This window comes from Kitasatospora sp. NPDC057940 (genome assembly GCF_042887425.1).
Taxonomy (GTDB): domain Bacteria; phylum Actinomycetota; class Actinomycetes; order Streptomycetales; family Streptomycetaceae; genus Kitasatospora.
This window is the reverse complement of record NZ_JBHVPH010000038.1, coordinates 1-20,359: the sequence shown is the minus strand read 5'-3', so window position 1 is coordinate 20,359 and position 20,359 is coordinate 1. Positions and strand designations below refer to the sequence as shown.

The following is a 20,359-nucleotide window of genomic DNA, read 5'->3' as shown; positions in this document are numbered from 1 at the left end:
TTCACCCCCCGGGGCCGACGTCCACATTCTGTTGAACCCCCTCTTGACGCCCCGCCGAGCCCAGTCGTACCGTATTTCCGCATACAGAAACCATTCTTCCGTATGGTGGAATTCTGGAGATGAGCCCTCCGACCCACTGCGGGCCGACGCAGGAGAGACCCGATGCCTCGTATGACAGCCGCCCGCGCGGCCGTGGAGATCCTCAAGCTCGAAGGCGTTGAGGTCGCGTTCGGCGTGCCGGGCGCGGCCATCAACCCGTTCTACGCCGCGCTCAAGGCCTCCGGCGGGATCGGGCACACGCTGGCCCGGCACGTCGAGGGCGCCTCCCACATGGCCGAGGGCTACACCCGCGCCAAGGCCGGCAACATCGGCGTCTGCATCGGCACCTCGGGCCCGGCCGGCACCGACATGATCACCGGCCTGTACTCGGCGATCGCCGACTCCGTCCCGATCCTGTGCATCACCGGCCAGGCGCCCGTCGCCCGCCTGCACAAGGAGGACTTCCAGGCCGTCGACATCGCCTCGATCGCCAAGCCCGTCACCAAGGCCGCCACCACCGTGCTGGAGGCCGCACAGGTCCCCGGCGTGTTCCAGCAGGCCTTCCACCTGATGCGCTCCGGCCGCCCGGGCCCGGTCCTGATCGACCTGCCGATCGACGTCCAGCTGACCGAGATCGACTTCGACCCCGAGGCCTACCAGCCGCTCCCGGTCTACAAGCCGGCCGCCAACCGGATCCAGATCGAGAAGGCCCTCGCCCTGCTCCAGGCGTCCGAGCGCCCGCTGATCGTCGCCGGCGGCGGCGTCATCAACGCCGACGCCGCCGAACTGCTGCGGGAGTTCGCCGAGCTGACCGGCGTCCCGGTGGTCCCGACCCTGATGGGCTGGGGCATCGTCCCCGACGACCACGAGCTGAACGCCGGCATGGTCGGCCTGCAGACCTCGCACCGCTACGGGAACGAGAACTTCCTCGCCTCCGACTTCGTCCTGGGCATCGGCAACCGCTGGGCCAACCGCCACACCGGCGGCCTGGACGTCTACACCGCGGGCCGCACGTTCGTCCACGTCGACATCGAGCCCACCCAGATCGGCAGGATCTTCGCCCCCGACCTCGGCATCGCCTCCGACGCCAAGGCCGCGCTGGAGCTCTTCCTCCAGGTCGCCCGGGAGCTCCAGGCCGCCGGGCAGCTCAAGGACCGCAGCGAGTGGGCCGCCGCCACCCAGGACCGCAAGGCCCGGCTCCAGCGCCGCACCCACTTCGACAACGTGCCGCTCAAGCCGCAGCGCGTCTACGAGGAGATGAACAAGGCGTTCGGCCCGGACACCCGCTACGTCACCACCATCGGCCTCTCCCAGATCGCCGGCGCGCAGCTGCTGCACGTCTACCGGCCGCGGCACTGGATCAACTGCGGCCAGGCCGGCCCGCTCGGCTGGACCATCCCGGCCGCGCTCGGCGTCGCCACCGCCGACCCCGAGGGCCAGGTCGTCGCGCTCTCCGGCGACTACGACTTCCAGTTCATGGTCGAGGAGCTGGCCGTCGGCGCCCAGCACCGCATCCCGTACGTCCACGTGCTGGTGAACAACTCGTACCTGGGCCTGATCCGCCAGGCGCAGCGCAACTTCGACATCGACTTCCAGGTCAAGCTGGAGTTCGAGAACATCAACGCGCCGGAGCTGGGCGTCTACGGCGTGGACCACGTCCGGGTCGCCGAGGGCCTGGGCTGCAAGGCGATCCGGGTCACCGAGCCCGAAGGCCTGCTGCCGGCCTTCGAGGAGGCCAAGAAGCTCGCCGCCGAGTTCCGCGTCCCGGTCGTCGTCGAGGCGATCCTGGAGCGGGTCACCAACATCTCGATGGCCGCCGCCGACATCGACAAGGTCAACGAGTGGGAGGAGATCGCCACCCTCCCCGAGCACGCGCCGACCGCCGTCAAGCCGCTCGCGCTCTGACCCCGCCGCGGGCCACCCGGGGCGGACGCGGCACCGCACCCACCCCGAGTGGCCCGCAGGCGTACCGGGTACAGACCGGAAGACGCTCGCGCCCGACCTCCGCGCGCGGGCCCGGAACCCCCGGGAGCGCACACCATGCCCTTCAGCATGAGCAGGACCGAGCGCGAGCGGTTCCTCGCCGCACCGCACGTCGGCGTGCTGGCCGTCGACTCCGGCACCGGGCCGGACCGGGGCCCGCTGGCCGTACCGGTCTGGTACTCCTACGTCCCCGGCGGCCTGCTCACCGTCATCACCGGCCGCGACTCCGTCAAGGCCCGGCGGATCCGGGCCGCCGGGCGGTTCACCCTCTGCGCCCAGCACGAGCAGTACCCGGCCGCGTACGTGAGCGTCGAGGGCCCGGTGGTGGCGATCGAGGACCGGCTCGACCCGGACGAGTGGGCCGCCCTCGCCAACCGCTACCTGGCGCCCGAGGCCGCGCGCGACTACCTGGCCTCCGCCCGGGAGCAGTTGGCCGCCGACATCACGCTCCGGATGCGCCCCGAGCACTGGTCGAGCGCCGACTTCTCCACCTTCGGGGCCGATCTGCCGGAAGACCGGTAGGTCGGGCCCGGCTCAGGTGGTCACGGCCACTACGGTGGCTCGGCGACACCCTGTTTTGCACACCTGCCGAAAGGACCACCCCCGTGAGCCTGTACGACATCCCGCTGCACACCCTCACCGGCGAGCGCACCTCGCTGGCCGAGTACAAGGGCAAGGCGCTGCTGATCGTCAACGTCGCCTCCAAGTGCGGCCTGACCCCGCAGTACACCGGCCTGGAGAAGCTCCAGCAGCGGTACGCCGCACGCGGGTTCACCGTGCTGGGCTTCCCCTGCAACCAGTTCGCCGGGCAGGAGCCGGGCAGCGCCGAGGAGATCCAGACCTTCTGCTCCACCACCTACGGCGTCACCTTCCCGCTGTTCGAGAAGATCGACGTCAACGGCGACGACCGGCACCCGCTGTACCGGCAGCTGACCCAGGCCGCCGACGCCGAGGGCGAGACCGGGGACGTCGCCTGGAACTTCGAGAAGTTCCTGATCTCCCCCGACGGCACCGTGGCCGCCCGCCTGCGGCCGCGCGTCGAGCCGGAGTCGGACGAGCTGACCGCCGCAATCGAGGCCGTCCTCCCGGCCTGATCCGCCCCCCACCGACAGACCGGCCCCGGGCCCCCGCCCGGGGCCGGTCCGTCGTTCCCCAGGGAGTGGATGCGCCAGGCGGCTGCGGCCTAGATGATCGGGGGCCGGCCGAGCCGGGTCATGGTCCACACCGTGCGCCAGCGCATCGGCTTGCGCCGACTGCACGGTGTGCGCCAGCCCTCGGCGAAGCCCGAGAACCAGGCCTTCAACCCGGCGGCGTTCCGGGTGCGGGCGACCGTGAGCGCCACCCACACGCCGAGGTAGACCGGAACCAGCAACGCGGGCAGGTGGCGGCGCGCGAGGTACACGCGGTTGCGGGCGTTCACCCGGTAGAAGAACGAGTGGCGGGTCGGGCTGGTCCGAGGGTGTTGCAGCAGCAGCTCCGGCGCGTACAGCACCCGCCAGTCGGCGTCGAGCGCCCGCCAGGCCATGTCGGTCTCCTCGTGCGCGAAGAAGAACGCGTCCGGCCAGTCCCCGACCTGCCGCAGCATCTTCGTCGACAGCCCATGGCCACCGCCCAGGAAGCTGGTCACCTCGCCACCGCGCATCGGATCGCCGGCCCGCAGCCGGGGAACGTGGCGGCGCTGGGTCAGCCCGGTCTCGTCCGCGATCCGGAAGGACACGATGCCCAGCCCGGGGTCCGCCTCGTACAGCGCCTCGATCCTCGCAAACACGTCGTCGGCAACCAGCAGGCCGTCGTCGTCCAGGTCGATCACCACGTCCACGTCGCGCAGGTGCTCCAGCGCCACGTTCCGACCGCCGGTCACCCCGAGGTTCTCGGCCAGCTCGACGCCCTCCACCCACGCCGGCAGCTCCGGCAGCGGGCAGCCCTGGGCGACCACCACCGTCCGCGCCGGCTTGACCGTCTGCGTCTCCACCGAGGCCAGCAACTCGGCCAGTTCCTTCGGCCGCGTGCCCATGGTCAGGACCGCCACGCCCAACTTGACGCCCACCGAACTCATCCCTTCGAGGAAGCAGACATGACCCGACGAACGCACCGCTCGGGCGCCGCCCCGCTCAGGGAACTCGCCGAGAGGCGGATGCCTCCGGACCACCAGGTCATGCACCAGCCCACACTGAACCGGATCCGCCGGGATGCGGCCCGAGGTCTCCGCCGCGCCGTCCGCCCTGCCACACTCGCCGCGCATGGTGGTACCGGACGTCATCTGGTACTACCAGTCTGCGACCTGCGAAAACGCAACAGGAGGCGGCCCTGTCGGCGCCGACCAGTCGTCATCAGACGTGAACTGATGGAGCGTTAGAAATTCGAGAAGTTCCCGGTCTCCCCCGACGGCACCGTGGCCGCCCGCCTGCGGCCGCACGTCGAACCGGAGTCGGACGAGCTGACCGCCGCGATCGAGGCCGTCCTCCCGGCCTGACCCCACCCACCCGCCGACGGACCGTGGAGAAGACAGAGCTGCTGATACCGGTGCGACAGCAGCCACTTCGCAGGTTCGGCCGCCCAGCGCCCATGCCTCACCAACTCGCGCTGCTCCCAACCTCAGACCGGACGGCGCGGCTGATCCCAGCCGTCGGTCGGCGTCCACTCGTGCTTCAGGATCGAGTAGGTGACCGAGTCGCGCCAGGCGCCGTGGACGGAGACGTGATCGCGGAGAGCCGCCTTCGCAGGGGCTCCTCCAGGTCGAGGTTGTCGCCTCGAGTAGTGGTCTGCAGCAGTTCAGTGATGACGACAAGTTCGGCGAACTGACCGGCTGGCGTGCCGAGGATATGGGCGAGTCGGTGACGGACCTGGGCGGCGGTGTCCGGCACGAGGAGACTGTACGAGTGCAACAGTGCCGCGTCGTACCCAGCGGGCGCGACGCCCCAGCCTTCCCAGTCGAGCATCGTGAGGGCCGGACTTGTGAGGTTGGCCCAGTGCAGGTCCCCGTGGGCCGTCGTCCAGGCAGGCACCGTCGTGTCGATCGGGATGCCCAGGTACTGGGGCATGGCGCGGTCCAGGTACTCCTGCCGGACCGCGACCCGGTCGCTGGAAACGGCGGCGACGGCGTCGAGGGCGGTGCCGAGTTCGTCCCACCAGGTGTCGTCCAGGTCAGGAGCTTTCCGGAGGATCGGCTCGTGGGTGGTGATGGTGGAGGTGGTGATCTTGTCGTACAGCTCCGCCAGGTAGCCATGCTCGTCCTCGGTCCAGGTACGCCGCTCCCGCAGGCGCGGCCTGGGTACCGCAGGAGGCATCAGCCGTTCTGCCTCCTGCGGTCCCTCCCAGAGCTTTCCGCCGGCCCTGTCGGCCGGAGCGGATACCAGGCGGAGCCAGCCCTCGCCGGACTCCGTGGCGACCGCGCGACCGAGGGTGCGTCCGCGCCAGCCCCACGCTTCGCGGGTGCCAATCGGCGTCGCGTTGACCGCCGTTGCTGCTGTGGCGTGCATCCCGCGCATCCGCCTGGCGGTATCCGGCTCAGGTTCCGAGTACATCAACGACCCTTCGAAGTACGTCCGGAGACAACGGCGGTCGGCCGACGGCTCCCGCGGCCCGCATCCAGTGTTCCGGGTTCCCCGTCGATAGGAGCACGCGCTTCACCCCTGGGGCTGAGGCAACGACGGCGAGGGCGGTCTCGACAGGGGGCCTGCCAGGGGTGATCAGCTCGGACAATTCCGGGGTCACCAGGCCGGGGATCTCACCGCCGTGGAGCGGGGCGGAGGCGAACACCTCCAGCCCCGCAGCCAGGGCATCGGCCAACGGGCCGTGACCGCTGAGAGCCTGGGCGATGGGCGCGAGGTGGACGAGGGAGACCGGGAGCTGAATGGCCCACAGGTGATGATTCGGCCCGCCCGCCTTGGTCGCGAGTTCGAGTAGCGCGGGTACGTCGAAGAGACTGCTGCTGAAGCCGCGCCAGGTCGCTACTCCGTAGGCGCTGATGATCTGTTGGCTGCACGCCTCCTCCAGAGCCAGGAAGGCGTTGTAGAGCCTGCCGGTGATCTCGCCGTCCGGGCAGGCGTGCTCGGGGTTGTGAACGAACACCAGGTCGGGTACCCGGCTGAGCATGAGCCTGGAGCGCGCGAGTTGCCAGGCGATGTAGTCCGGGGTGAGGCAGTGCCCGCGTTGGGCGTCCGCCGCGGACAGGGCACCGGCTCGTACCCCGATGTGCCTGGTGCCGGCCGGGACGAAGCCCACCTTCGTGGAGACGCACAGATCCGGGTAGGCAGCCAGAGCCACTGCGAGCGACGCCTCCGCCCGACCGCCAGCGTAGTTGGGCGCCGTGTCCACCCAGTCGGCACCTCGGGAGGCGGCCATCAACGTCGCCTCGGACACATCGAGGCAACGGTAGGTGCCGAGGCCCAGCCGGGCGGTCATCGAAGGCCTCCGATCGCGGCGACCTGGCCGTCGACCAGCTCCGTCACGACACCGGCCGCCTGTCCGAGAGCGACGCCCGCGGCCTGCGCGAGATCGGCCAGCCGGTGAGGTTCCCCATCGGCGAGGAGCGCGAGCATCGGCGCGGCCTTGGCGGCGAACGTCCACTCCTCGCCGCCGGCGGTCAGCCGGACGGTGCCGTCGGGCAGGGCCGTGAGAACGGGCCGCGTGGTGACCAGGCGTACTTGCAGGTCGGCAGCCGGCGGGGCCGCCGTGATGTGGGGCAGCGACGGCGTGAGCCGGGCTCGCTCGGTGGCGTCGCGAGCGGAGGAGAAGCGGGCGATCAGGTCGTCGCTCTCCAGCTCGGTCGCGATGAGCTTGCCGATCGCGTCGAGGAAGTCGCGCTGATCCCCGGCCGCCCCGAAGCGGGGGATGTCCGCCCGGACGGTCTCGTGGGCACGCAACATCTCCGACAGCCAGGTGATCAAGTCGGCACCCGTCGTGCTCTGCAGCCCGCACGTGACGTGCAGCGAGTGCCGGCCCTCGGAGGCGGCGACGGCGTGCCACCAGCCCCGAGGCAGATAGAGCACATCGCCGGCGGTGAGCACCAGATCGGCGACGGGCTCTTCGGGCGGCGGCTCGGGCGTCTCGACGTCGCGGTGCATCGGCACCGTACGGGTGGGACCGTAGATGCGCCAGCGTTTCGCCCCGTCGAGCTGGACGACGACCACGTCGTGATCGTCCCAGTGGACGCCGAAACCCTCGACGCCGGTCCAGGAGGCGTACAGGTTGACCTGCACGCCGGTTCGCAGCCGGCGCTCAAGCCGGCCGGCCAGAGCACCGATGCCGGGGTGGAGTTCGTCGACGGCGTCCAGGACCAGCGTGGCACCCTCGGCGAGCCTCTTGTGCAGCTCGGAGGGCTGCAGCTGGTGCCAGACGGTGCTCCGCCGGGTGGTGACCGGCCGGGAGTAGGTGTGCGCAGGTACCTGCTCCCCGTTGGCGGCGAGCCGGAAGCGAGGGGGTTCGAACCGGTGGTGAGTCAGGATGGCATTGAGGTCATCCCAGCTCATCAGCCCGGCGAGCGACGCGGCGTCGCCGCGTACGACCTTGAAGCTGCGGCCGAGCGTCCGGGCGAGGAAGTCATCCCCGCCCAGACGCTCAACCACCGAGAAGTGCTCGGCGGTCATCGTGATACAGCCGTCAGTCGTTGGTGTCGGTTCGGCCGGTGGAGCCGCCGTCCGACGGCTGCTCGCCACGCGAGCGGGCCGCGGCGACCTTCGCTCGGGCGACCAGCAGGCCGTCGCCGTCCGGCTCGGTGCTGGTCGTCAGGTTCTCGGGCATGAAGCACTCCTTCGGGATCACGGGGCGGGCGGCTGCCCAGCCCCGTCGTTGGTGCAGCGATGGATCCGTTGCCAGGACAAAGCCGCTGGCAAGGAACCTCAGGTACTTGTGCCGCTCGGCCGTTGGCCGGCGCGGCCACCTGCATCCCCCCAAGCCCGCGTCGGGGCGGGAGGAAGTCGTGTCAGGCACTGGTCGCGATGACGTCCCGTGCCTTCGGGGCCGGGGCCCTCACCAGCGCGGTGAGTCGCTCGTCGCCCGAGACTGCGGCGGTGGGGCCGACCTCGAACCAGATCCGCTTGCCGGCGGGGTCTGGCTCGGCGCCCCAGTTCGTCGCGAGCGCTGCCACCAGGAACAGTCCTCGCCCGCCGGTGGCGTCGATATCGATCCCGCCAGCAGCTGGCAGTTCGTGGCCGACGTCAGTCACCTCGACGCGCAGCCGGTTACCGTCCCAGGACACGCACACGACGCACGGGGCGTGGGTGTGGGACACGGCGTTGGTGATCAGCTCGCTGGACAGCAACTCGACATCGCGGAGCGCGTCCTCCGCGAGCGGAAGTCCCCAACTGCGCACGGCCCGTATCACCCGCCGCCGGGCGTTCGGTACGGCCTCGGCAGTGGGCAGCACGCGAAAGCCGAACGGGGCAGGGGTGACCGCTTGGCGAGTGGCGACGGACATGAGCGCGGACCTTTCACCGGAACGAGGTCGGCAGCGGGCCGATTCGCGCCGGGATTCACCCGGCAGGTATCTACAGAACCGCCTCCAACGCCGGTGAACCAGAGCAGAATTGAAGCGGCGATGAGGCATCCTTGCTGCGAACCCGGGCATGACCTGGCCTGTTATGGCTGCAGACGAACCGACGTACCTCTGGAGGACGCGGGATGGCATCCAGGAGGTCCCGGCTGATCCAGCGCAGGGAGGCTGTCGGCCACACGCAGGAATCCCTGGCTGAAGCCCTCGGTGTGGACCGTACGACCGTGGGGCGGTGGGAGAGCGGCAGGGGTGCCCCACAGCCCTGGATGCGGCCGAGGCTCGCCCGCGCCCTGAAACTCTCGGTCGACCAGTTGGCCGACTTGCTGGCATCACCCCCTGCAGCCGCCAAAGCAGTTCCACTGCCCAGCAGCGCGCCGCTTGCTCCTGTTCGGCGGACAGGCCACGACAACGACCTCGTATCGGCCGTGGCAGCCGACTCGGCAGAGTCCGCACTCTTCCTCCGCTTCGCGAGCGCGTCCAACGTGGACGACACGCTGCTCGAACAGATCGACGCAGACATCGCGAGGCTGGCAGGGGACTACGTGAGCAAGCCGGTGTCCGAGCTCTTCCATGACATCGGAACCCTCCGGCGAGGGGTGTTCGACTTACTCCGAGGCCGCCAACGCCCGTACCAGACAGGCCATCTCTACCTCCAGGCCGGACGCCTCTGCGGCCTGGCCACCCATGTCGCTCTCGACCTCGGCCAGTACACAGCTGCGGCTACGCATTCGCGAACCGCCTGGCGTTGCGCGGAGTCAGCCGGCCACAACGGTCTCCGGGCCTGGATCCGATCCGTCCAGTCCCTGATCGCCTACTGGCAGCAGGACCACCGTCAGGCCGCCGAACTGGCCGGAGCCGGACTGCCGTACGCGGACAGCGGGACGATCGCAGCTCGTCTGCTCAGCCTCGAAGCGCGGGCCACAGCCGCGCTCGGCGACAGCGCGAGCGCGCTACGGGCCGTGGAAGCTGCCGAGGCGGCTCGGAGCGCCGTAGCCGGAGTGGATCTTCCCGGCGTATTCACGTTTCCCGAAGCCAAGCAGTGGACCTACGCCGGCACCGCCCTCCTTGCCCTGGACAGCCAGGCTCACGTGAACCGTGCCATCGAGGCGTCCTCCAGGGCCATCGCCCTGTACGAGTCCGCACCGCGGCAGGAGCAGTCCTCCGGTGACCTGTTGGCGGCACGCCTCGACCTCGCCAACGCCCACCTCGCCCACGGCGACCTCGACGGCGTGCAGGAGAAGCTCTCGGTGGTGCTGGACGCTGCACCGGACCGGCGAACAGCGAGCATCTCTGCCCGACTTCGGGCCCTGAGCACCCGTCTCGCCGAGCCCGCCTACGCAGGCTCCCCGATCGTCCTGAGTCTCCGTGAGAATGTCAGAGAAGCCTGCTCTCGACCCGCACTCACGAATCCGCCGGAGCTGCCCCAGTGACGAGCAACACCGCACAGCAGGACGCCGCTGTCGCCGACAAGGCGATCCTCGCGAACAGCGCCTACGCCGACGGACGCCACCTGGCCGCCCGCCAGTCCATCTACCGGTGGCAGCAGCCGCGGTACGACCTGCCCGGGATCGTCCTCGAAGAGCTGGCCGACACCGGAGGCACGGTTCTCGACGTCGGCTGCGGCAACGGCAAGTTCGTCAACCGCCTACACAAGAACCGTCCGGACCTTCAGGTCGTCGGGATGGACATTTCGGCGGGCATCCTCACCGACGTCGAGAAACCGGTCCTGGTGGCCGACGCCCAGTCCCTGCCCTTCGCCGACGACAGCGCCGACGCCGTGTTGGCTCTGCACATGCTGTACCACGTCAGCGATATCGAGGCCACGATCGAGGAGCTGGCCCGCGTCCTCCGGCCCGGCGGTGTGCTCATCGCCTCGACCAACAGCGCCATCGATAAACAGGAGTTGGACCGGCTCTGGGCCCGGGCCGCAGGCGACATCCTCGGGATCCCCGAGGGGCCGGCGCGGGTTTCCCTCAGCTCCCGCTTCTCCCTGGAGAAGGCCCCCGGCTACCTCGGGACAGCGTTCAAGGACATCCGGGTGCGGGAACTGCCTGGCGCCATCGAGATCACCGATCCTGCGCCGATCGTTTCCCACCTCGCCTCCTACGAAGCGTGGGCCGACCAATGCGGTGTCCCCTTCCGCGAGACGGTCAACCGGGCAGCAGAGATCGCTGCCGCCGCCGTCAAGACAGAAGGCTCATTCAAGATCACGTGCCTCGGTGGCATTCTGACCTGTAGGCGGTAAGGCGGCCGAGCGACGTGGTCACTGCCTGAAACGACAAGGTGGTTTCCTCGCGTCATCATGGCCGCTCCGGTTCATCCGGCCTCCTCCAGGGCGGAAGGAACAGTCGTTCATATGCCGTCCTCCCGACCTGATCCGCCCGCCGGTGGGGAGGGCCGCAGGTGGCGGCCCTCCCCGTCAGAGCAACAGGCGGGTCCCCGGGGGGAGTTCGCCGGAGCCGGCGGCGTGGTGCAGATGTGCCAGCAGGGTCGTGCGCAGGGCCTCTGCGGCGCGGGTGAGTGGCACTTCGTGGCCGTGGGCGACGGCGATGGTGCGGCCCAGGCCCGGCCCGGCGAAGGGTGTGACCGCGAGGCCCGAGCGGGCCGCGACCATGCCGGGGACGACCGCGGGCCCGAGTCCGGCCCGGACGAAGCCGAGGACCGCGTCCATCTCGCCGCCCTCCACCGCGAACTCCGGCTCGAAGCCGGCCGCCCGGCAGGCCGCCAACGTCGCCTCCCGGACGTCGTAGCCCTCCCGGAACATCACCAGCGGGCGCCCCCGCAGCTCCGCCACCCGCGCCTTGCGCCGGGTCTGCCGCTCGGCGGAGACCAGCACCAGCTCCTCGTGCAGCAGCTCGGTGACGGCCAGCGCCGGTGCGGCCTCCCCGCTCGGCGGGGTGATGATCAGCGCGAGGTCCAGCTCCCCCGCCGCCAGCGAGCGGACCAGGTCGCGCGAGCCGCCCTCCCGGACCGCCAGCGCCACCCCCGGGTGGCGGTCCCGGAACACCCGCAGCACGTCCGGCACCAGGCTGGTGCACAGGCTCGGCGGCGCGCCCAGCCGCACCCGGCCGCGGCGCAGCTGGACCGTCTCCTGGACGGCCAGCCGGGCGCTCTCGGTGTCCGCGAGGATGCGGCGGGCCAGCGGCAGCAGCGCCTCCCCAGCGTCGGTCAGGGCGATGTTGCCCCGGGTGCGGTGGAACAGCTCGGCGCCCAACTCCCGTTCCAGTGAGCGGATCTGCTGGGAGAGCGAGGGCTGGGCGACGTGTGCCGCCTCGGCGGCCCGGGTGAAGTGGCGGGTCTCGGCGACGGCCAGGAAGTAGCGGAGTTGCTGGAGCTGCACCCGGCCAGGATAGGCCGCATCGATAGGCCAGGGCTATTGTCACGAGCCGTAGCATGTCTTGGACGCACCCTGGCGTTCGTCCTTACCGTTGCAGCCATGACAACCGCGACTCGGACGGCCCGGCATCCGTCCACCCTGGCGACGCTCTGGCGGTCGACCGTCGGCAAGAAGGCGGTCATGGCCGTCACCGGCCTGGCCATGCTGCTCTACCTGGTCGCGCACATGCTGGGGAACCTCAAGGTGTTCGCCGGCCCGGACGACATCAACGGCTACGCGGCCTGGCTGCGCACCATCGGCCAGCCGTTCCTGGGCCACGAGTGGTTCCTGTGGATCGCCCGCTTCGGCCTGCTGGCCGCCGTCGTGCTGCACGGCGTCTCGGCCTACCAGCTCAGCCGCCGCGACCTCGCCGCCCGGCCGAGCAAGTACGTCCACAAGCGCCGCCGGGCGAGCTACGCGACCCGGACCATGCGCTGGGGCGGGGTGATCCTGGCGCTGTTCATCGTCTGGCACATCCTCGACCTGACCACGCTGACCGTGAACCCCGCCGCCGAACACGGCCGCCCGTACCAGAACATCGTGGCCTCCTTCGGCCAGTGGTACAGCTGCCTGATCTACATCGTCGCGATGCTCGCCGTCGGCCTGCACATCCGGCACGGCTTCTGGAGCGCCGCGCAGACCCTCGGTGCCAACAACGCCCGCCGGGACCGGGCGCTCAAGCTGACCGCCAACGGCCTGGCGCTCGTGCTGACCGCCGGCTTCCTGTCCGTCCCCGTGGCCGTGATGTTCGGAGTCGTCAAATGAGCTACCTGGACTACACCGCCGGCGAGCCCGTCGCCGACACCAAGGCCCCCGCCGGGCCGATCGAACAGCGCTGGGACCAGCGGCGGTTCGAGGCCAGGCTGGTCAACCCGGCCAACCGGCGCAAGCACACCGTGATCGTGGTCGGCACCGGCCTGGCGGGCGGCGCGGCCGGCGCCACGCTGGCCGAACAGGGCTACCACGTCGTCCAGTTCTGCTTCCAGGACTCCCCGAGGCGCGCCCACTCGATCGCCGCCCAGGGCGGCATCAACGCGGCCAAGAACTACCGCAACGACGGCGACTCGATCCGCCGGCTCTTCTACGACACCGTCAAGGGCGGCGACTTCCGCGCCCGCGAGTCCAACGTGCACCGGCTCGCCCAGGTGTCGGTCGAGATCATCGACCAGTGCGTCGCCCAGGGCGTCCCGTTCGCCCGCGAGTACGGCGGCCTGCTGGACACCCGCTCCTTCGGCGGCGTTCAGGTCTCCCGCACCTTCTACGCGCGCGGCCAGACCGGCCAGCAGCTGTTGCTCGGCGCCTACCAGGCGCTGTCCCGGCAGATCGCCGCCGGGAACGTGGAGATCCACCCGCGCACCGAGATGCTCGACCTGCTGGTCGTCGACGGCCGGGCGCGCGGCATCGTCGCCCGCGACCTGGTCACCGGCGCGATCAGCACGTACACCGCCGACGCCGTGGTCCTCGCCAGCGGCGGCTACGGCAACGTCTTCTACCTCTCCACCAACGCCAAGAACTCCAACGCCACCGCGATCTGGCGGGCCCACCGGCGCGGCGCCCACTTCGCCAACCCGTGCTTCACCCAGATCCACCCCACCTGCATCCCGCGCTCCGGCGACCACCAGTCCAAGCTCACCCTGATGAGCGAGTCGCTGCGCAACGACGGCCGGATCTGGGTGCCCAAGGCCCAGGGCGACACCCGGCCGCCGGCCGAGATCCCCGAGGACGAGCGGGACTACTACCTGGAGCGGATCTACCCGGCCTTCGGCAACCTGGTGCCGCGCGACATCGCCTCCCGGGCCGCCAAGAACGTCTGCGACGAGGGCCGCGGCGTCGGCCCCGGCGGGCAGGGCGTCTACCTGGACTTCGCCGACGCCATCCGCCGGCTGGGCCGGGACGCCGTCGCCGCCAAGTACGGCAACCTGTTCGACATGTACGAGCGGATCACCGCCGAGGACCCGTACCGGGTGCCGATGCGGATCTACCCCGCGATCCACTACACGATGGGCGGACTCTGGGTCGACTACGACCTGCAGACCACCGTCCCCGGCCTGTTCGCCGTCGGGGAGGCCAACTTCTCCGACCACGGCGCCAACCGGCTCGGCGCCAGCGCGCTCATGCAGGGCCTCGCCGACGGCTACTTCGTCCTGCCGCCCACCCTGAACGACTACCTGGCCCGCAACCCGCTGCCGGCCGTCCCCGCCGACCACCCGGCGGTCACCGAGGCCGAGGCCGAGGTCGGGGACCGGCTGAACCTCATCCTCGCGGTGGACGGCGACCGCACCCCCGACTCCTTCCACCGCGAACTCGGCGAACTCCTCTGGGACGAGTGCGGGATGGCCCGCGACGAGGCCGGACTGCGCCGGGCCCTGGCGCGGATCCCGCAGCTGCGCGAGGAGTTCTGGCGCCGGATCAAGGTGCCCGGCACCGGGCAGGAGCTCAACCAGTCGCTGGAGAAGGCCAACCGGCTCGTCGACTACTTCGAGCTCGCCGAACTCATGTGCCTGGACGCCCTGCACCGCGCCGAGTCCTGCGGCGGCCACTTCCGCACCGAGAGCCAGACGCCCGACGGCGAGGCCGCCCGGCGCGACGAGGAGTACGGCTACGCCGCCGCCTGGGAGTTCACCGGCACCGGCACCGCCCCCGTCCTCCACCGCGAGGCCCTCGACTTCGCGTACGTCCACCCCACCCAGCGGAGCTACGCATGAACCTCACCCTGCGCATCTGGCGCCAGCCGGGCCCGGACGCCCCCGGGTCGATGACGACCTACCAGGTCGGCGGCATCAGCCCCGACATGTCCTTCCTGGAGATGCTCGACAGCCTCAACGAGGAACTGATCACCAGCGGGGACCAGCCCGTCGCCTTCGACCACGACTGCCGCGAGGGCATCTGCGGCGCCTGCGGCATGGTCATCAACGGCCAGGCCCACGGCCCCGAGCGGACCACCACCTGCCAGCTGCACATGCGGCACTTCCGGGACGGCGACACCATCGACGTCGAGCCGTGGCGGGCGGCGGCCTTCCCGGTGGTCAAGGACCTGGTGGTGGACCGCTCCGCCTTCGACCGGATCATCGGCTCCGGCGGCTACATCTCCGCCCCCACCGGCAGCGCCCCCGACGCGCACGCCACGCCCGTCCCCAAGGAGGCCGCCGACACCGCCTTCGAGCACGCCGAGTGCATCGGCTGCGGCGCCTGCGTGGCGGCCTGCCCGAACGGCTCGGCGATGCTGTTCACCTCCGCCAAGGTGGTCCACCTCAACGTGCTCCCCCAGGGCGCGCCGGAGCGCGCCTCCCGGGTGCGGGACATGGTCACGGCGATGGACGCCGAGGGCTTCGGTGGCTGCACCAACACCGGCGAGTGCGCCACCGCCTGCCCCAAGGGCATCCCGCTGCCCAGCATCGCCGCGATGAACCGCGAGTTCCTGCGGGCCGCGCGCGGCTGACGCTCCCCCACGATCGGTCGGCCCCCCGCGTTCGGTGCTCGTCGCGGGGGGCCGACGCCCGCGTGCACGTGCAGCCGACCGTGCACCGTCATCTCGCCTTCCCCGTACGGGTGGTGGATCGTCGCGAGCGGTGCTTCCCGACGGATAATCGCGCTACGGTGGTGCTCCCCACGGAAGGACGGCATATGCCCCAGGTTCAGTCCTGCGCCGGCTGCGACGGGTCCGGGGGGACCCAGAAGACCGAGGCAACGGTCGAACTGGACGAGGAAGGAAGCATGGTGCCCAGGGTCCACGAATTCTGGTCGCCCTGCGGTCGGTGCCACGGATCCGGGACGGTGATCGTCGGATGAGGTTGGTCTTCGAGTGCGTCGAGTGCGGTGGGCACTACCTGCCGCCCGAGGGCATGGTGTACCCGGACGGTCCGGCCTCGCCGGTCTGGTGTTCGGGCTGCCAGGACGCCAACCGGGCGGCCGGGGTCCGGGAGGATCCGCTGCTGGCCCGGGTCGCCCTGGCCGCCGCCCGGGCCGCGCTCGCCCGGCGCACCGCCGTCGCCGAGGGCGAGCCCACCGTGCGCGCCGACGTCCGCCCGTCCCGGCCGCCACTGTCCCGCCGGGCCCACTCCGGCCCGGGCGGGGTGCGCAGCAAGCTGGGCTGAGCCCGCAGCCCCACCGCCCACGGGGAACCGCTCCCGCTGCCCCGGATCCGCTCTAGAAGAGCGCCTCCTGGGTGTCCGGCTCCGGCGGGCGGACCCGTTCCTCCAGGGCCACCCCGGACGTCGGACGGCCGGAGACGGGCGCGAGCGTCCAGCCGGTGAGCAGCCGGGTGTCCAGCAGCAGCGGCCCCGAGCCGTCGGCCTGGTCCAGGAAGAGGTGCCGGCCCACCGGCGGCCGCAGGGTGCCCGCGATCACCGCACCGTCGGCCAGCCCACCGACCTGCCGGTACGCCTCCGGGGCGCCGCCGGACAGCCCGAACCGCGCCACGTGGTCGACCACCGGGCGCTCGGCGAGCAGTTCCAGCGCGTGGCCGGCCAGCAGGCGGTGCGCCTGGGCCCGGGCCTCGGCCAGCACGGCCCGGCGGTACGGCTCGTCGCCGTGCGCCCACCAGTGCTCGGTCTTCAGCCTGGCCTTGAACCGCTCGCGCGCCAACCCGGAGGCGGCGACGGTGAGTTCGGCGCGCCGGATGGCCGGCAGCCCGCCCCGGGCGGTGAACGCGTAGGCCAGCGCCCCCTGTTCGAGCAGTCGGCTGTCGCCGCGCTGCTCGGCGGTCAGGCCGACCTTCAGCAGGCCGTCGCCGAACCAGGCGAGGTAGAGCAGGTACGTCCGGCCGTCGTCGAGGATCTGGTCCCGGGCGAGGGCCAGGCCGCGGTCGACGCTCTGGCAGGCCGGGCACTGCACCGCCGCACCGTCGGGCGCGATCACCGCGTGGTGCGGGCACGGGGTGCGCTCCGTCGCCCCGGCCAGCCAGGCGCCGGTGCAGCGGCGCGGCCCGCCCAGCAGCCAGCCGACCTCCGCGCCGGGCGTGACGGCCCGCTCGTGCGCCTGACCGCCGCGCACGGCGCCGAGCAGGGCGCGGCCCTCGTGCCAGCTCAGCCCGGTGGAGACCCATCCGGCGGGCCGGTCCGGGTGGTGCTGCGGTGCGATCGTCACGGGCATCCCTCCCTCGCGAACCAGTGCCTCGAACCAGTGCAGAGTACCCGCCACCCCTGACAGTGCTCCCGCCGACAGTGCCCCCTGCTAGCCTCCGCGACCATGACGCCCGAGCCCGCCGCCCAGCCCGCCGCCCACTCCCCCGTCACCGCCGACGACCTCGCGCTCGTCCTCCGGCTCGCCGCCACCACCCTGCGCGGGGCGCCCTCGGACGCCGACTGGTCCCGGCCCGCCGGGACGGTCGCCTGGGACTGCTGGACCACCGTCGAGCACCTCGCCGACGACCTGCTCGCCTACGCCGCCCAACTCGGCCCGGCCGCCCCGCCGCGCGAGCGCTACGTCCCCTTCGCCACCGAGCGCCGCTTCCCCGGCGGGCCGAACAACTTCGTCCGCGCCGACCGCGCGAGCGGGCCCGACGGGCTGGTCGAGGTGCTGGAGGCGAGCGGCGGGCTGATGGTCGCGATCGCCCGCGCCGCCGCGCCCGAGGTCCGCGCCTACCACCCGTGGGGCGTCGCCGACCCGGCCGGGTTCGTCGCGATGGGCCTGGTCGAGACGCTGGTGCACCTGCACGACGTCGCCCAGGGCCTCGGCCTGCCCTGGGACCCCCCGGCCGGGCTCTGCCGCCGCGTCCTCGCCCGCCTCTTCCCCGACGTCCCCGTCACCCCCGCCGACGCCCCCTGGCCGACCCTCCTGTGGGCCACCGGCCGCACCGCGCTGCCCGGCCGCCCGCTGCGCACCGACTGGCGCTGGTACGCCCGGCCCGAGGACGCGGCCCGGGTGCACTGACCGGTGCAGTGCAGCCGTGCCGCTCGCGGGGCTTGGCCCGGTGGGGTGTTCACGTTCTATTGTTGCGGGCGCGGTTGGCGGCGCGGCCGGGAGGTGGGCGGCGCGACCGGTCCGGCGTGCAATGAAGGGGTGGACGGTGGCGGGGCGGCGGAACGACGGAGTGCTGGCGATCTGGGCGGAGGCGCAGCGGCAGCAGCAGCGCCGGGAGGAGGCCCGCTGGCGTGCCGAGGCGGCGCAGCAGCGCCGGCTGGAGCGCGAGCAGCGGGATGAGCAGCGGGCGACGGCCCGCAACGAGCGGGAGGCGCAGCGGGCCTACCAGCAGTCCCGGGAGGCGGAGGCGGCCCGGCTGACGGCCGAACTGGACTCCCGGGTCGAGGAGTTGCGCGGTCTGCTGGCCGCCGGGCTGGCGGCGCCGGCGTTCGGCCCGCAGGCGCTGCTGGCGCCGCGCCCGGTGCCGCCGTTCGACCCGGGCCCGCTGGGCCGGCCGGTGGAGATGCCCGACCAGGCCGGCCCGAAGTACCACGTGCCGCCGCCGGACCAGGTGCAGGCGCGCAACCCGGGGGTGCGGCGGCAGTACGAGCAGTACCTGGCGCAGGCCCGGGCCCGGTTCGAGCAGGACTGGTACGCCGCCCAGGCGCAGGAGGCCGACCGGCAGCGCCGGCTGGCCGCGTACCACCAGGAGTACCTGGCCTGGGCGGCGCAGTTCCGCCGCCAGGACGAGGACCGCGCCGCCCGTACCGAGGAGTTGCTGCGGCGGCTGCGCGCGGGCGAGCCGGAGGCGGTGCAGGAGTACTTCACCGCCGGCCTGTACGCCTCGGCGGCCTGGCCGGAGGGCTTCCCGCACCGGCTGGTGGCGGCCTGGGAGGCGTCGACCCGGCAGCTGGTGGTGAACTGGGAGCTGCCCGGCCCGGACGTGGTGCCGGCCGCCGGCCGGGTGCGGTACGTGAAGACGGACGACCGCGAGGCGGAGGTGGCCCGCCCGGCGACGGAGCGCAAGGCGCTGTACCGGGAGGTGCTGGCGCAGTCGGCGCTGCGGCTGGCGGCGGAGCTGTTCCGGGCGGACCGGGACGGGATGCTGGACTCGGTGGTGCTGAACGGCTTCGTCCTGGGCATCGACCCGGCGACCGGCCGGGAGGCGGAGCGCTTCCTGTCCACCCTGACGGCCTCCCGGGCCGAGTTCGCCGGGCTGGCGCTGGACCGGGTGGCGCCGGTGGACTGCTTCCAGGGCCTGGGCGGCAAGCTGTCGGCGCGCCCGGAGCGGCTGGACGAGGTGCGGCCGGACCGGCTGCCGGAGACGGTCGGCGGGAGCCTGGCCGGGCACGGCGGCGACGGCGACCCGGACCTGTTCGAGATGGACCCGATCGAGTTCGAGGAGCTGATCGCCGAGCTGTTCCGGCTGCGCGGCTTCCGGGTGATGACCACGGCCCGCAGCGGCGACGTCGGGGTGGACGTGGTCGCCGAGGACCTGGACCCGGTGACCGGCGGCAAGATCGTGATCCAGGCCAAGCGCTACCGCAAGACGGTGTCCCCGACGGCCGTGCGCGACCTGGAGTCGACCGTCCGGCACCACGGGGCGAACAAGGGCATCCTGGTGACCACCGCCGGCTTCGGCCGCGGCTCGTACAGCTACATCGAGGGGAAGCCCCTGACGCTGGTCAGCGGGCCGGAGCTGGTGGAGCTGCTGGCCGAGCAGGGTCTGCGGGGGCGGCTCGGCGGCGGCTCCGCGGAACAGGAGAAGCCCGCGCCGGCGGCCGCGCCGACGGACCGTCACAGCAGCCTGACGGTCAGCTGGCAGAGCCGGACGGCCGGCGGCGACGCGGTGGAGCTGGACGTCACCGCGTTCCTGTGCGCCGCCGGGCGGGTGCTGAGCGACGAGCACTTCGTGTTCTTCAACAACCCGCAGGACCCGGACGGCGCCGTGCGGCTGCACCCCACCCACTCGGTGCCGGGCGAGCCGGTCCGGGCGGTCCGGCTGACCCTGGACCTGGAGCGGCTGGCGACCACGGTGGACGAGGTGGTGGTCGCCGTCTCCACCGAGGAGGAGGAGCCGCGGGCCCTGCCGCTCGGCTACGTGCACGGTGTCGCCCTGGCGGCGACGTACGGTCCGGGCGCGGCCGGTCCGGCGGAGTGGGCGGCCGGCACCGGCGGCGTGCCGGACAGCGCGATGCTCGTGGGTTCGTTCCAGCGCGCGGGCGGCGGTTGGCAGTTCAGCCCGTCGGGCCGCGCGGTGACGAACGGTCTGCTCGGGCTGGCGGGCGCGTTCGGCGTCGCGGTGGAGTAGCACGGGACCATGGTCCGTAGTACGGGGACCATGGTCCTCAGGGGTCGGTGTCATACCTGAGGAGGAGAAGACCCCCGCCGAGCCGCCGAGACGGCGGGGGTCGCCCCTCCTCGGGACATACGCATCGCGCTCGAACGGATTGGGAGGATGGAACGGAACCTCGAATGTCCGTTCCCGCCCTCAGGAGCACCACCGTGACGACCCCCGCAACCGCCGTCCGTACCGGCCTGGCGGCCGCCCGCGCCACCGGCCTCAACAAGGTCTACGGGGACGGGGAGACCCGCGTCGTGGCCCTCGACAACGTCAGCGTCGACTT

19 protein-coding genes and 1 pseudogene are annotated in these 20,359 nt (G+C 72.1%); 12 read left to right on the top strand and 8 right to left on the bottom strand.

Features of this window, described 5'->3' with window-relative positions:
• The first annotated feature begins 162 nt into the window (after positions 1–162).
• The 3 genes from gcl to ACFVTF_RS34955 all read left to right on the top strand — a co-directional run bounded on the left by gcl (position 163) and on the right by ACFVTF_RS34955 (position 3,116).
• Entirely contained in the window at positions 163–1,944 is a 1,782-nt protein-coding gene (gene gcl, locus ACFVTF_RS34965) for a glyoxylate carboligase (protein ID WP_387818046.1), read from the top strand.
• A 147-nt stretch (positions 1,945–2,091) separates the two neighbouring features.
• Positions 2,092–2,544 carry a pyridoxamine 5'-phosphate oxidase family protein gene (locus ACFVTF_RS34960; protein ID WP_387818045.1) on the top strand — a complete coding sequence of 151 codons (453 nt, stop codon included), beginning with the start codon at positions 2,092–2,094 and terminating at the stop codon, positions 2,542–2,544.
• Between the two features lie 83 nt (positions 2,545–2,627).
• On the top strand, positions 2,628–3,116 hold the full coding sequence (locus ACFVTF_RS34955; protein ID WP_387818044.1) for a glutathione peroxidase: 489 nt from the start codon (positions 2,628–2,630) through the stop codon (positions 3,114–3,116).
• An 89-nt stretch (positions 3,117–3,205) separates the two neighbouring features.
• Here the strand turns inward: ACFVTF_RS34955 and ACFVTF_RS34950 are convergent, their stop codons facing one another.
• From ACFVTF_RS34950 to ACFVTF_RS34925, 6 genes are all read right to left on the bottom strand, one after another.
• Positions 3,206–4,078: a glycosyltransferase family 2 protein gene (locus ACFVTF_RS34950; RefSeq protein WP_387818043.1), complete on the bottom strand. Its 873-nt coding sequence runs from the start codon at positions 4,076–4,078 to the stop codon at positions 3,206–3,208.
• A 592-nt stretch (positions 4,079–4,670) separates the two neighbouring features.
• A complete protein-coding gene (locus ACFVTF_RS34945; protein ID WP_387818042.1) occupies positions 4,671–5,510 on the bottom strand; it encodes a hypothetical protein in 840 nt (279 codons plus the stop codon).
• 19 nt (positions 5,511–5,529) lie between these two features.
• Positions 5,530–6,426, bottom strand: a complete 897-nt coding sequence (locus ACFVTF_RS34940; RefSeq protein WP_387818040.1) for an aldo/keto reductase — start codon at positions 6,424–6,426, stop codon at positions 5,530–5,532.
• Positions 6,423–7,610 (bottom strand): cupin domain-containing protein, encoded by a 1,188-nt coding sequence (locus ACFVTF_RS34935; protein ID WP_387818039.1) that lies wholly within the window; start codon positions 7,608–7,610, stop codon positions 6,423–6,425. The genes ACFVTF_RS34940 and ACFVTF_RS34935 overlap by 4 nt, the downstream gene beginning before the upstream one ends.
• A 13-nt stretch (positions 7,611–7,623) precedes the next feature.
• Positions 7,624–7,764, bottom strand: coding sequence for a hypothetical protein (locus tag ACFVTF_RS34930; protein ID WP_387818038.1), 141 nt, complete (start codon positions 7,762–7,764; stop codon positions 7,624–7,626).
• A gap of 181 nt (positions 7,765–7,945) precedes the next feature.
• Complete coding sequence (locus ACFVTF_RS34925) at positions 7,946–8,440, bottom strand: ATP-binding protein (protein ID WP_387818037.1); 495 nt, start codon at positions 8,438–8,440, stop codon at positions 7,946–7,948.
• A 203-nt stretch (positions 8,441–8,643) separates the two neighbouring features.
• Here ACFVTF_RS34925 and ACFVTF_RS34920 point away from each other — a divergent pair.
• The 3 genes and pseudogenes from ACFVTF_RS34920 to ACFVTF_RS34910 all read left to right on the top strand — a co-directional run.
• A pseudogene (locus ACFVTF_RS34920) lies at positions 8,644–8,826 on the top strand (helix-turn-helix transcriptional regulator); the annotation flags it as partial.
• A gap of 171 nt (positions 8,827–8,997) precedes the next feature.
• Positions 8,998–9,945: an XRE family transcriptional regulator gene (locus ACFVTF_RS34915; RefSeq protein WP_387818075.1), complete on the top strand. Its 948-nt coding sequence runs from the start codon at positions 8,998–9,000 to the stop codon at positions 9,943–9,945.
• A complete protein-coding gene (locus tag ACFVTF_RS34910; protein ID WP_387818036.1) occupies positions 9,942–10,760 on the top strand; it encodes a class I SAM-dependent methyltransferase in 819 nt (272 codons plus the stop codon). The genes ACFVTF_RS34915 and ACFVTF_RS34910 overlap by 4 nt, the downstream gene beginning before the upstream one ends.
• A 174-nt stretch (positions 10,761–10,934) precedes the next feature.
• Here ACFVTF_RS34910 and ACFVTF_RS34905 read toward each other — a convergent pair whose 3' ends face one another.
• Positions 10,935–11,855, bottom strand: a complete 921-nt coding sequence (locus ACFVTF_RS34905) for a LysR family transcriptional regulator (RefSeq protein WP_371515667.1) — start codon at positions 11,853–11,855, stop codon at positions 10,935–10,937.
• Between the two features lie 96 nt (positions 11,856–11,951).
• On the opposite strand from ACFVTF_RS34905, the gene ACFVTF_RS34900 reads away from it, so the two are divergent.
• The 4 genes from ACFVTF_RS34900 to ACFVTF_RS34885 all read left to right on the top strand — a co-directional run bounded on the left by ACFVTF_RS34900 (position 11,952) and on the right by ACFVTF_RS34885 (position 15,985).
• Positions 11,952–12,656, top strand: coding sequence for a succinate dehydrogenase cytochrome b subunit (locus ACFVTF_RS34900; RefSeq protein ID WP_387818035.1), 705 nt, complete (start codon positions 11,952–11,954; stop codon positions 12,654–12,656).
• Entirely contained in the window at positions 12,653–14,596 is a 1,944-nt protein-coding gene (locus tag ACFVTF_RS34895) for a fumarate reductase/succinate dehydrogenase flavoprotein subunit (protein ID WP_387818034.1), read from the top strand. Before ACFVTF_RS34900 ends, ACFVTF_RS34895 begins: the two co-directional genes overlap by 4 nt.
• Positions 14,593–15,330, top strand: coding sequence for a succinate dehydrogenase/fumarate reductase iron-sulfur subunit (locus ACFVTF_RS34890; RefSeq protein ID WP_363372913.1), 738 nt, complete (start codon positions 14,593–14,595; stop codon positions 15,328–15,330). Before ACFVTF_RS34895 ends, ACFVTF_RS34890 begins: the two co-directional genes overlap by 4 nt.
• Before the next feature lie 346 nt (positions 15,331–15,676).
• On the top strand, positions 15,677–15,985 hold the full coding sequence (locus tag ACFVTF_RS34885; protein ID WP_387818033.1) for a hypothetical protein: 309 nt from the start codon (positions 15,677–15,679) through the stop codon (positions 15,983–15,985).
• Between the two features lie 52 nt (positions 15,986–16,037).
• Here the strand turns inward: ACFVTF_RS34885 and ACFVTF_RS34880 are convergent, their stop codons facing one another.
• Entirely contained in the window at positions 16,038–16,976 is a 939-nt protein-coding gene (locus tag ACFVTF_RS34880) for a DUF2797 domain-containing protein (protein WP_387818032.1), read from the bottom strand.
• Between the two features lie 102 nt (positions 16,977–17,078).
• Between ACFVTF_RS34880 and ACFVTF_RS34875 the strand changes: the two genes are divergently transcribed.
• On the top strand, positions 17,079–17,762 hold the full coding sequence (locus ACFVTF_RS34875; RefSeq protein WP_387818031.1) for a maleylpyruvate isomerase N-terminal domain-containing protein: 684 nt from the start codon (positions 17,079–17,081) through the stop codon (positions 17,760–17,762).
• Between the two features lie 136 nt (positions 17,763–17,898).
• Complete coding sequence (locus ACFVTF_RS34870; RefSeq protein WP_387818030.1) at positions 17,899–20,043, top strand: restriction endonuclease; 2,145 nt, start codon at positions 17,899–17,901, stop codon at positions 20,041–20,043.
• Positions 20,044–20,359: the final 316 nt, after the last annotated feature.

Excerpts from the sequence above, each read along its gene's own strand:
- gcl (WP_387818046.1), top strand. The coding sequence starts at position 163 with ATGCCTCGTATGACAGCCGCCCGCGCGGCCGTGGAGATCCTCAAGCTC.
- ACFVTF_RS34960 (WP_387818045.1), top strand. The coding sequence starts at position 2,092 with ATGAGCAGGACCGAGCGCGAGCGGTTCCTCGCCGCACCGCACGTCGGC.
- ACFVTF_RS34950 (WP_387818043.1), bottom strand. The coding sequence starts at position 4,078 with ATGAGTTCGGTGGGCGTCAAGTTGGGCGTGGCGGTCCTGACCATGGGC.
- ACFVTF_RS34945 (WP_387818042.1), bottom strand. The coding sequence starts at position 5,510 with ATGCGCGGGATGCACGCCACAGCAGCAACGGCGGTCAACGCGACGCCG.
- ACFVTF_RS34940 (WP_387818040.1), bottom strand. The coding sequence starts at position 6,426 with ATGACCGCCCGGCTGGGCCTCGGCACCTACCGTTGCCTCGATGTGTCC.
- ACFVTF_RS34935 (WP_387818039.1), bottom strand. The coding sequence starts at position 7,610 with ATGACCGCCGAGCACTTCTCGGTGGTTGAGCGTCTGGGCGGGGATGAC.
- ACFVTF_RS34930 (WP_387818038.1), bottom strand. The coding sequence starts at position 7,764 with ATGCCCGAGAACCTGACGACCAGCACCGAGCCGGACGGCGACGGCCTG.
- ACFVTF_RS34925 (WP_387818037.1), bottom strand. The coding sequence starts at position 8,440 with ATGTCCGTCGCCACTCGCCAAGCGGTCACCCCTGCCCCGTTCGGCTTT.
- ACFVTF_RS34900 (WP_387818035.1), top strand. The coding sequence starts at position 11,952 with ATGACAACCGCGACTCGGACGGCCCGGCATCCGTCCACCCTGGCGACG.
- ACFVTF_RS34895 (WP_387818034.1), top strand. The coding sequence starts at position 12,653 with ATGAGCTACCTGGACTACACCGCCGGCGAGCCCGTCGCCGACACCAAG.
- ACFVTF_RS34890 (WP_363372913.1), top strand. The coding sequence starts at position 14,593 with ATGAACCTCACCCTGCGCATCTGGCGCCAGCCGGGCCCGGACGCCCCC.
- ACFVTF_RS34885 (WP_387818033.1), top strand. The coding sequence starts at position 15,677 with ATGAGGTTGGTCTTCGAGTGCGTCGAGTGCGGTGGGCACTACCTGCCG.
- ACFVTF_RS34875 (WP_387818031.1), top strand. The coding sequence starts at position 17,079 with ATGACGCCCGAGCCCGCCGCCCAGCCCGCCGCCCACTCCCCCGTCACC.